At 47.6% G+C, this 10,046-nt stretch carries 9 protein-coding genes; 8 read left to right on the top strand and 1 reads right to left on the bottom strand.

Going from position 1 to position 10,046, the window contains the following annotated elements; all coding sequences use genetic code 11:
* The first annotated feature begins 808 nt into the window (after positions 1-808).
* The 4 genes from coxB to ACRJJO_RS03115 all read left to right on the top strand — a co-directional run bounded on the left by coxB (position 809) and on the right by ACRJJO_RS03115 (position 5,265).
* Positions 809-1,987, top strand: coding sequence for a cytochrome c oxidase subunit II (gene coxB, locus ACRJJO_RS03130; RefSeq protein ID WP_431064475.1), 1,179 nt, complete (start codon positions 809-811; stop codon positions 1,985-1,987).
* Positions 1,988-2,039: 52 nt separating this feature from the next.
* Positions 2,040-3,656, top strand: a complete 1,617-nt coding sequence (gene ctaD / locus ACRJJO_RS03125; protein ID WP_404360662.1) for a cytochrome c oxidase subunit I — start codon at positions 2,040-2,042, stop codon at positions 3,654-3,656.
* 181 nt (positions 3,657-3,837) lie between these two features.
* Positions 3,838-4,389 (top strand): cytochrome c oxidase assembly protein, encoded by a 552-nt coding sequence (locus ACRJJO_RS03120; protein ID WP_431064474.1) that lies wholly within the window; start codon positions 3,838-3,840, stop codon positions 4,387-4,389.
* 9 nt (positions 4,390-4,398) lie between these two features.
* Positions 4,399-5,265, top strand: coding sequence for a cytochrome c oxidase subunit 3 (locus tag ACRJJO_RS03115; RefSeq protein ID WP_404360664.1), 867 nt, complete (start codon positions 4,399-4,401; stop codon positions 5,263-5,265).
* Positions 5,266-5,618: 353 nt separating this feature from the next.
* On the opposite strand, the gene ACRJJO_RS03110 is transcribed toward ACRJJO_RS03115, so the two are convergent.
* On the bottom strand, positions 5,619-5,876 hold the full coding sequence (locus ACRJJO_RS03110) for a twin transmembrane helix small protein (RefSeq protein ID WP_431064473.1): 258 nt from the start codon (positions 5,874-5,876) through the stop codon (positions 5,619-5,621).
* A gap of 81 nt (positions 5,877-5,957) precedes the next feature.
* Here ACRJJO_RS03110 and ACRJJO_RS03105 point away from each other — a divergent pair, with 81 nt between their 5' ends.
* From ACRJJO_RS03105 to ftsE, 4 genes are read left to right on the top strand one after another with little or no spacing between them, the layout of a single operon-like run.
* Positions 5,958-6,695 carry an SURF1 family protein gene (locus ACRJJO_RS03105; RefSeq protein WP_431064472.1) on the top strand — a complete coding sequence of 246 codons (738 nt, stop codon included), beginning with the start codon at positions 5,958-5,960 and terminating at the stop codon, positions 6,693-6,695.
* Positions 6,688-7,284 carry a hypothetical protein gene (locus ACRJJO_RS03100; RefSeq protein WP_431064471.1) on the top strand — a complete coding sequence of 199 codons (597 nt, stop codon included), beginning with the start codon at positions 6,688-6,690 and terminating at the stop codon, positions 7,282-7,284. The genes ACRJJO_RS03105 and ACRJJO_RS03100 overlap by 8 nt, the downstream gene beginning before the upstream one ends.
* Before the next feature lie 26 nt (positions 7,285-7,310).
* Positions 7,311-9,311, top strand: a complete 2,001-nt coding sequence (gene ftsY, locus ACRJJO_RS03095) for a signal recognition particle-docking protein FtsY (protein ID WP_431064470.1) — start codon at positions 7,311-7,313, stop codon at positions 9,309-9,311.
* Positions 9,312-9,315: 4 nt separating this feature from the next.
* Positions 9,316-9,972: a cell division ATP-binding protein FtsE gene (ftsE, locus tag ACRJJO_RS03090; protein ID WP_046061116.1), complete on the top strand. Its 657-nt coding sequence runs from the start codon at positions 9,316-9,318 to the stop codon at positions 9,970-9,972.
* Positions 9,973-10,046 lie beyond the last annotated feature (74 nt).

The following is a 10,046-nucleotide window of genomic DNA, read 5'->3' as shown; positions in this document are numbered from 1 at the left end:
CCGGAAGCTCCCCCTTCGACATGCTCAGGGCAAGAGCTTCCTGAGACCGACACAACCTCCGCACATTCTCAATCAACCCCGACTCGCTCGTTCAATCTTTCTTGATTGTCGGGAAGCTAGAGCTTCCTGAACAGGTTACCCAAGCTGGAGCTTGGGTAACAGCATATTTTAGTTTTTGCGACTACGACTGGCCCCTGCTCGGACACTTGGCTTCGGCAAGCTGAAGCATCTTGCTAATCAGGAATGGTTAAGAGTTGGTTGGAAAGTCACATTCCGACTTTCGATAGAGGCTATGCTGCCGTTTTGAGTTAATTGATGAAAAAATGAATTGAGGATTTTTCAACAAAGAGTCGGCATCTTTTCCAAGGTTTTCGGTACGGTTGAGGTTTAAATTGACGGTTGAGGTCACTGTCGATGAAGACTGTTAGCCCGAAATGGATTGTGAAAATGAAGACCATTGAAGCCCGTGAAGGAGGAGTCACGGGCTTTTTTGTGTGCGTTAGTTTTAAGGCATTGGCAAAGCACTTCTGGCTTACCGTCGCATCATGGGTTAAAATTCTCGTTTTTTAAAATAGCTATTATAAAAACAGGGAAATTAGTGAATGTTGATTTGCTTTGAACCCCGGCTAAGAGTAGCTGATCAGCGAGAGAAACTTTTTCTCTATTTCATTGACCTAGGATAGGGTGCTTGCCGTTAGAAAGCCAAACTGAACAAGTCTTGATTTTAAAACAGACTGGCGCTGATGTCGTTACTAAAAATTTATCAATTGCATACAAGAGTTTCTAACTACCACCGGGAGGCTGCTCCGTGAAGAAAACCAAGCAACTATTCGCAAGCCTGTTCTTGATGTCCTTGGGACTAGGGACTGCGCAGGCCGAATATACTCTGAATCTGAGGCATGGCGTAACCCAGATCAGTCAAGAAGTCTACGATTTGCATATGTTGATTTTATGGATATGCGTGTTTATCGGTATTGCTGTGTTCGGCACAATGTTTTACTCGATTTATCACCATCGCAAATCGAAAGGGCATGTCGCATCTCAATTTCATGAGAGCACCAAAGTCGAAATTATCTGGACGATTATTCCGACTTTGATTCTGGTCGGTATGGCGATTCCGGCCACAAAAACGATGCTCGATTTGGACGATGTTCAAGATGCGGATATGTCGATCAAAGTCACCGGCTGGCAATGGAAATGGGAATATGAATACCTGGATAACGGCATTCACTTTTTCAGCAGCCTGGACGAAGCCAGTAATAGGGCTCGCCAACTCGGTTCCGGTATCGATCCAAGATCGGTGCCTCATTACTTGCTTAATGTCGATCATCCGTTGGTTGTTCCTACCAACACCAAAATCCGCTTTTTATTTACCGCGGCCGATGTACTGCATTCCTGGTGGGTACCTGATCTAGGTTGGAAAAAAGATACGGTTCCCGGCTTTATAAATGAAGCCTGGACTTATGTCGAAAAACCCGGAACCTACCGCGGACAATGCGCCGAACTTTGCGGAAAGGATCATGGTTTCATGCCGATCGTCGTGATCGCAATGGAGCAAGACGACTACGATGCATGGGTTGAATCTCAGAAGGCAGGGGCCGAAGTCGAAAAACAACAGGCGGATAAGGAATGGACCACAGACGAGTTGATGGCCAAGGGCGAAACCGTTTATGTCAATAACTGCGCTTCCTGTCATATGGCCGACGGCGCAGGCATGGAAGGCACATTCCCGGCTTTGACTGGCAGCTCTGTCGTCACGGGCGATATCGATGCTCAAATCGAGTTAATGTATAACGGAAAAGGAATGATGCCTGCATTCGGACAAATGCTGAGCGAAACCGAATTTGCCGCAGTCGTCACCTATACCCGCAATGCATTAGGTAACTCGGTGGGCGATTCGGTTCAACCCGCTGCGATTAAGTCATTGAAATCATCCGTACCGACGGATGAAGAGGAAGATGAGGATGAGGATGATGATGAAGAGTAATGTTTAACTTTATTCAAATTCTAATCTTTTTAAAATTTATAGAGGTAACAATATGTCTGCGGTAGTAGCTGAACATGATGATCATCACGATCATCACGACCATGGTCCGGAAAAGGGGCTGTTAAGATGGATCATTACCACCAATCATAAGGATATCGGTACACTGTATTTGCTGTTTTCGTTAGCAATGTTTTTTCTAGGCGGCGCGATGGCTTTGGTTATCCGCGCGGAGTTGTTCGAACCGGGCTTGCAATTCGTTGAGCCTCAGTTCTTCAATTCAATGACGACAATGCATGCGTTGATCATGGTATTCGGCGCGGTTATGCCGGCATTTGTTGGATTAGCCAACTGGATGATTCCATTAATGATCGGTGCGCCTGATATGGCGTTGCCGCGTATGAACAACATGAGTTTCTGGCTGTTAGTTGCCGGTGCGTTGTTATTGGCAAGTACCTTGTTCATGGAAGGTGGTGCTCCGGCTTCCGGCTGGACGCTCTATCCGCCATTGGTGCTGCAAACCGGCGCTGCTTTGCCGTTCGCGATCTTCTCAGTTCATTTGCTCGGTATTTCATCGATAATGGGTGCGATTAACATCATTGCGACGATCTTCAACATGCGCGCACCTGGCATGACGTTGATGAAAATGCCGTTGTTCGTCTGGACTTGGTTGATCACTGCGTTTTTATTGATCGCGATCATGCCGGTTTTTGCCGGTGCGGTAACTATGTTATTGACCGACCGCTTCTTCGATACTAGTTTCTTCGATGCAGCCGGCGGCGGCGATCCTGTCCTTTATCAGCACATTTTTTGGTTCTTCGGTCATCCTGAAGTTTATGTGATGATTCTGCCGACTTTCGGCGTGGCTTCGACGATCATTCCGGTCTTCGCACGTAAACCGTTGTTCGGTTACAGCTCGATGGTCTATGCGACCGCTTCGATCGCGTTTTTGTCGTTCATCGTTTGGGCTCACCACATGTTCACGGTCGGCATGCCGGTAGCCGGAGAGCTCTACTTCATGTATGCGACGATGCTGATTGCGATTCCAACCGGCGTCAAGGTTTTCAACTGGACCGCGACCATGTGGAAAGGCTCGATGACCTTCGAAACGCCGATGTTGTTTTCGATCGCGTTCGTCGTGCTGTTCACGATGGGCGGTTTCACCGGATTGATGATGTCGGTCGCGCCTTCGGATTTCCAATATCACGACACCTATTTCATTGTCGCGCATTTTCATTACACGCTGGTACCTGCGTCTATCTTCATTTTGATGGCGGCGGGTTATTTCTGGCTGCCGAAATGGACCGGCAATATGTATGACGAAAAATTGGGACAACTGCATTTCTGGTTGTCGGCGATTTCGGTCAACGTATTGTTCTTCCCTCAGCATTTCTTAGGCTTGGCAGGCATGCCGCGTCGTATCCCTGACTATGCCGTGCAATTCGCCGATTGGAACATGGTATCGAGTATCGGTGCATTCGTATTCGGCTTTAGCCAGTTATTGTTCCTGTATATCGTGATCAAAACGATCAGAGGCGGAACCGGCGAAGAAGTGACCGGCGAAGTCTGGGAAGATGCGTCTAAACACAGCTTGGAATGGACTTTACCTTCCCCGCTTCCTTACCATACGTTCACGACGCCGCCGAAAGAAATTCCAACCGAACATTTCTAATCGGACAGCGCTGTAATCGTTTTTGTACAAGGATTGACTTTTCTCAGAAACTTTACCCGTCTGACGGCGGGTAAAGTGGTGATGTTATGAATACGAAAACAAAGAATATTTTCACAGCTGTGGTGCTGGTCGCTGTCGCGATTGCGATATACGTATTTGCGGTTTTAAGAGCTATTTCGCAATGAATGATGATACAAAGCAAAAAAACAGAAAGCTGGTCCGCAATTTAGTATTGATTGCGGTGGGCATGTTCGGTTTCGGATATGTGCTTGTACCGATTTACGATGTATTTTGTGACATAACGGGGCTGAACGGCAAAACGGCCTCGGTTGCGGTCGCAGAAACGGCACGCGACGTCGATGAAAGCCGTGAAGTAACCGTTGAGTTTGTCACTTCGTTGAACCAAGCCGCGCCGATGACGTTTCGTGCCGAGACATACAAAATGAAGGTGCATCCCGGACAATACTATACGGTCAATTTTTATGCCGAAAACCTCACCGATAAGCTGATGATTGCCCGGGCGATCCCTAGTATTGCGCCGGGTCAGGCTGCGGAATTTTTCACCAAGACGCAATGTTTTTGTTTTGACGAACAAAGTTTCGAAGCGCATGAAGCTAAAACGATGCCGGTTCGTTTCGTGGTAGATCCGAAACTGCCTGAAAAGTACAAAACAATTACGCTTGCATACACATTTTTCGATAACACTGAATTAACAGCAAAAAAGCAAAAATAGGGGAAGGTTATGTCTACAAACGCTTATTACATTCCTCATAAGGCGACCTGGCCGATTATCGGTACGGTTGGTCTTATGATGACTCTGGCAGGATTTGCCAATGTGTTAAACGGCTCCTCGATCGGCCCGGCGATGATGATTATGGGCTTCGTCGTATTTATTATCATGCTTGCCGGCTGGTTTACGCTTCAGTCCGTGGAAAGCGAATCGGGAATGTACAGTACTCAAGTCGGTATTTCCTATCGCATGGGGATGATGTGGTTCATTTTTTCGGAAGTCATGTTCTTTGCGGTATTCTTCGGTACCTTATGGTATACGCGAAATCTTTCAGTACCTTGGCTTGGCGGTTTCGGCGACGGTCCCGGGCGTGCGACTCATGAAACCTTGTGGCCGGCATTCGAAGCCATGTGGCCGACTAACGGACCGGGTGAAATCGGCGGCGAATACGAACCGATGGGGGCTTGGGGCTTACCGTTTTTAAACACATTAATTCTGTTGACCAGTGGTGTCACATGTACTTGGGCGCATCATGGTTTGTTGGCAAAAAACCGCGATCAGCTCATTAAAGGCTTAATCGCGACGGTTGCGTTAGGTTTTCTGTTCGTCGGCTTTCAAGCGATAGAATATCACGAAGCTTATACCGAAATGGGCTTGACCTTAGGTTCAGGAATTTACGGATCGACATTCTTTATGTTAACAGGCTTCCATGGTTTCCACGTTTGTGTCGGTGCGATTATTCTTTCTGTGGTATTGTTCCGCACCTGGAAAGGGCATTTTAAACCGGAGAATCATTTCGCATTCGAAGCGGCCGCCTGGTATTGGCATTTTGTCGATGTCGTTTGGTTAGGGTTATTTATCTTCGTTTACATGATGTAAGTCGATAACAGGGCATCAAATTAAAGCGCTGTCTGCCAGGTAGCGCTTTTTTTTTGTCGTTCGATTTAAGAAAGGTGAAAGGGGCAAGATGAAAGGGGCAAGATGAAAGGGGCAAGATGAAAGAGGATCTGTGCGGGACGGGTTAAATAACCCGTCCCGCAGAAGTGGCTACGACTGGCCACTGCTCGGACAGTTGACTTCGGCAAGCTGAAGCATCTTGCTAATCAGGTAACTTAATGGCAGTGACGTTGGAGCGTGGGAACGGGGTATGAATAATTACTTTCTAAATGGTTTTATTTCGTTCGAAACGCTCAGGACGGGCTTGCAAACCCCGTCCTGCTTGAGAGAGGGGTTTATCGGCTTTGTTCCGCTTGAGGCGGTTTTTTTGCATGAATGACCGAGCCGATGCCGTGAGGTTTCAATAAGCCGAAGGCCATCGCCAGGAATAATAAAACGAATAACACGATTGACAATGAAATTCGGACTGTTAATGCTTTGACGGCTTTATCCGACCGGTCTTCCGGTTTGCGGACAACGATATGATAAAGCGCGGAGCCCAGGCTGATAAGGATTGCAGCAAACGCAATAATGAAGATAGTTTTAATTAGCATAAAAAAGTCTAAAAGCGATCGATGATAATCGGGTATTCTCAACGATTAATCGACGCTTGCCAATAGGACAACCCAAAAACCATGACGATTAAAATCGGTCTTTGTAAGCTTAGACTCACATTAATTCCATCAATCGCCTATGTGTTGTTGATGGTACTACTGATTTCGCTAGGAAATTGGCAATTATCCAGATCTTCGGAAAAAGCCGCCTATCTGGCCGAACAGGAGAAACAAAGCCAATTACCGCCGTTGTCGTTAACATCGGAGTTGCCGGCCGATGCCGCGAGTATTCGTTATCGAGCTGTCGAATTAACCGGGCGTTACGATACCAAGCGTCAGTTTTTGCTGGATAATCAAATTAGACACGGAAAGGCCGGTTATTTCGTGATGACGCCGCTGTTGCCGAAAAACTCCAATACGGCAGTCTTGGTTAATCGAGGTTGGATTGAGGCGGGGACTGATCGACAAACGTTGCCTGATATTACCTTGCAAAAAAGTAATGTTACCGTCAAAGGACGAATCAATACTTTTCCTGATGTCGGTTATCATCTGGAAGGCTCGGAAATTCCGACCGATACTTGGCCGTCTCTCGTGCAACTGATCGACAGCAACGTTGTTGCTGAGAAACTGGGTTATCCGTTGGCCGATTATCAAATTGAACTACACCAAGCCGGAGGTGAAGGTTATTTGCGGGAATGGCGTATCGCGACTGTCATACCTCCTGAAAAGCATGTGGCTTATGCGGTGCAATGGTATGGCTTGGCTTTAACTTTAACGGCTTTATTTATATGGTACGCGTGCAAAACAAAACATGAATAATCAACAGAAAAAAAATCGCAACCTAATTCTGATTATTTTCGGAATGTCGATCATCCCATTTCTTTTTGCGTGGTATTTAAAAGAACATCCCAATCTACTTAAAGGTGCGACCAATCATGGCGAATTGATTATTCCGCCGTTATTGACCGAGCGGCCCGATCTAATTGGTATCGATTCGTTCTCGGCTGAAAATATCGACGAATTAAAAGGCCGCTGGGTTTTAATCAATGTGGTGCCTGATGCGGATTGCGATCAAACCTGCCTTGATGCCGTTTATAAGTCCAAACAACTCTTATTGATGATGGGCAAAGAGTTAACCCGTATTCGTCGAACTGTGATGTTGCTGAATCCCGATGCCGAACGGTATATGAACACATGGTGGCAAGACGACGATCGACTGCTAAAGACTCGCCCTAGTGCGGATTTGTTGAAGCAACTGTCAAAGCTCAACGGACCCGGGATCGTGAACGGTATGCTGTTGATCATGGATCCATTGGGCAATATCATGATGCGTTATCAGCCCGGATTTGACCCTTATGATGTTAAGAGCGATCTCAGAAAATTGCTGAGTGTTTCGCAAATCGGATAAATCATGTTTCGTAAATCGGATAGACCATGTTTAGAAAAATAACTTTTGTTTCCGCCTTTTTGGCTTTACTGCTTATCGTAGCCGGTTCCGTCGTCAAGTTGACCGGAGCGGATTTGGCATGCCCGGACTGGCCTGAATGTTACGGTCAATGGTTTATCGCCGATAATGCCGAGTTTAAAACTTCGGCCGAACAGCTTTATCCGGGAAAAGCTGTCGATGTAAGTAAAGCTTGGCAAGAAATGGCGCGACGCTATGTATTCGGCTTATCGATGTTGACCGTCTTGCTGTTGGCATTGATCGCATGGCGCCAGCAATTTCACCGGTCCGTGGCGACAACTGGAGCGGTGGCGTTACTTATCCTGGCGGCTGCGCAAGTTTGCACGGCCGTTAAAGCGGTCGAATTGAATGCGATGCCGATTATAGTTACTGCTCAGGCATTGCTTGGATTTATCCAGTTTTGGCTATTGAGTTGGCTATTTGTACGATTAAATCCTGCCTTAAATAAGCTAAATCGAATAAGCGGTCCCATCTGGCTTGCCGGGTTCGCCGGCTTGTTGGTGTTGGTGCAAACCCTATCCGGTTTATGGGTTAGCGCCAATCATGCGGGACAAGTCTGCAGCGGTTTTCCGCAGTGTAACGGGCAATGGTGGCCGGAAGCCGATTACCGTGCCGCGTTGAATATATTCAATGGTCTGGTTACCGGTTATCAAGGGATTTTATCCTACGATGCACAGGTGGCGGCCCATTGGTTGCATAGAGTCTTTGCCCTGCCGATTTTTGTTGTCTTAACTTGGCTGGTGCTGCGAGCTACCTCGGCTAATTGCGCCAAACCGGTCAGAAAAGCCGGCATGATGCTGAGTATTTTATTATTCGTGCAAATCGGCTTTAGCGTAATTGCCGCCAAATACGGACTATCGGCATGGTCGGCCATTGTGCATAATTTTGTTTCGGCAATATTGATGCTGCCGTTGCTCGCGATCGCCGTTTATAGCCGTTACGGATATGCGGGCGAAGTGTTGGCCGGCGAAACGGTCGAGCGTCCTGTCGCCGAGTTTGAAGCTGCCGAAGCAGTAATCGAAGTCGGCTATGTCGAGCCGGAACCGGAATCGCTGACGCGCCGTCTCAAGTCGCAGCTGCAAAAAACCCGGTCCGGCCTTAGCGGATTGATGGCAACGATTCCTATTGGTCAAAAAGCCATCGACGACGATTTACTGGAGGAAATCGAAGCCAGATTATTGATGGCCGATATCGGTATCGAAGCAACGACAGCAATCATTCGGCGACTGACCGATAGTCTCGAACGGCATCAATTAAACGACGGGGAAGCATTGGAAAATGCGCTAAAACAAGAATTATTGGCTATTCTTAAACCTTGTGATGATCCCTTACAGATTCCCAAACAAGATAAACCGTTCGTGATTTTGGTAGTCGGCGTCAACGGTGCCGGCAAAACTACGACGATCGGTAAAATGGCCAAGCGCTTTCAATCTCAAGGCCATAGCGTGATGCTGGCAGCGGGCGACACCTTCAGGGCGGCGGCAGTCGAACAGTTGCAAACCTGGGGCGAGCGTAACAACATTCATGTCGTCGCGCAGCACACAGGCGCCGACTCGGCCTCGGTGATTTATGACGGTGTTCAATCGGCACAGGCCAAAGGTGTCGACGTGTTGATTGCCGATACCGCAGGACGTTTACACACCAAATCCAATCTGATGGACGAACTGAAAAAGGTTAAGCGCATTATCGGAAAGCTCGATGAAACCGCGCCGCACGAGGTTTTGTTGGTTTTAGACGCGGGAACCGGTCAGAACGCGTTGTCTCAGGCGAAACAATTTAACGAAACTGTGGCATTGACCGGTATCGCATTAACCAAGTTGGACGGCACAGCGAAGGGCGGGGTTATTTTTGCATTAGCCAAGCAATTCAGCGTGCCGATTCGTTTTATCGGTATCGGTGAAGGAATCGACGATTTGCAAGATTTCGATGCGAAACAGTTTGTCGACGCCTTATTTGTTAAAGATCAATAGGTTTATGCTCAAATTCGATCATGTCAGTAAACGTTATCCCGATGCCGGCGATGCATTGCTGGATGTCACATTTCATCTACAGCGCGGCGAATTCGCTTTTTTGACCGGCCATTCCGGAGCCGGTAAAAGCACTTTGTTGAAATTGATCGCGGTCATGGAAAGATGTTCGCGCGGTCAAGTTTTGTTGGACGGGCAAAATCTGAACAAGGCGTCCGATCGACAAATACCCTATATACGAAGGAAGCTGGGCTTAATATTTCAGGATTATAAATTGCTGCAAGATAGAACCGTTTTCGACAATGTCGCATTGCCGTTGGTGGTGGCGGGTTACAGTCATTTTGATATCGGTCGGCGCGTTCGAGCAGCGCTCGATAAGGTCGGCTTGCTGGGTAAGGAAAAAAAACTTCCGCAGACTTTGTCCGGCGGCGAACAGCAGCGCGTCGGCATTGCCCGCGCCGTTATAAACAAACCGCCGTTGATTCTCGCCGACGAGCCGACCGGTAACTTGGATCCGGAATTGTCGTCCGAGATTATGAAATTATTTGAGGATTTTCAACAAGTCGGCGTAACGGTGTTGATTGCCACACATGATATCGCTTTGGTTGAGCGAATGGGACATCGTGTATTGCAATTGGATCATGGCCGCTTGGTCGCAAGTTAACAGATGAAAAAGCCGAATATCAACCACAGAAGACCGCAACCCCGACAGAAAAAGGAAGTCCGACGAAAAGTTGT

It is taken from the genome of Methylotuvimicrobium sp. (assembly GCF_050611805.1).
Taxonomy (GTDB): Bacteria; Pseudomonadota; Gammaproteobacteria; order Methylococcales; family Methylomonadaceae; genus Methylotuvimicrobium.
The sequence above is the reverse complement of the archived record's forward strand: the minus strand, read 5'-3'. Positions and strand labels throughout refer to the sequence as shown.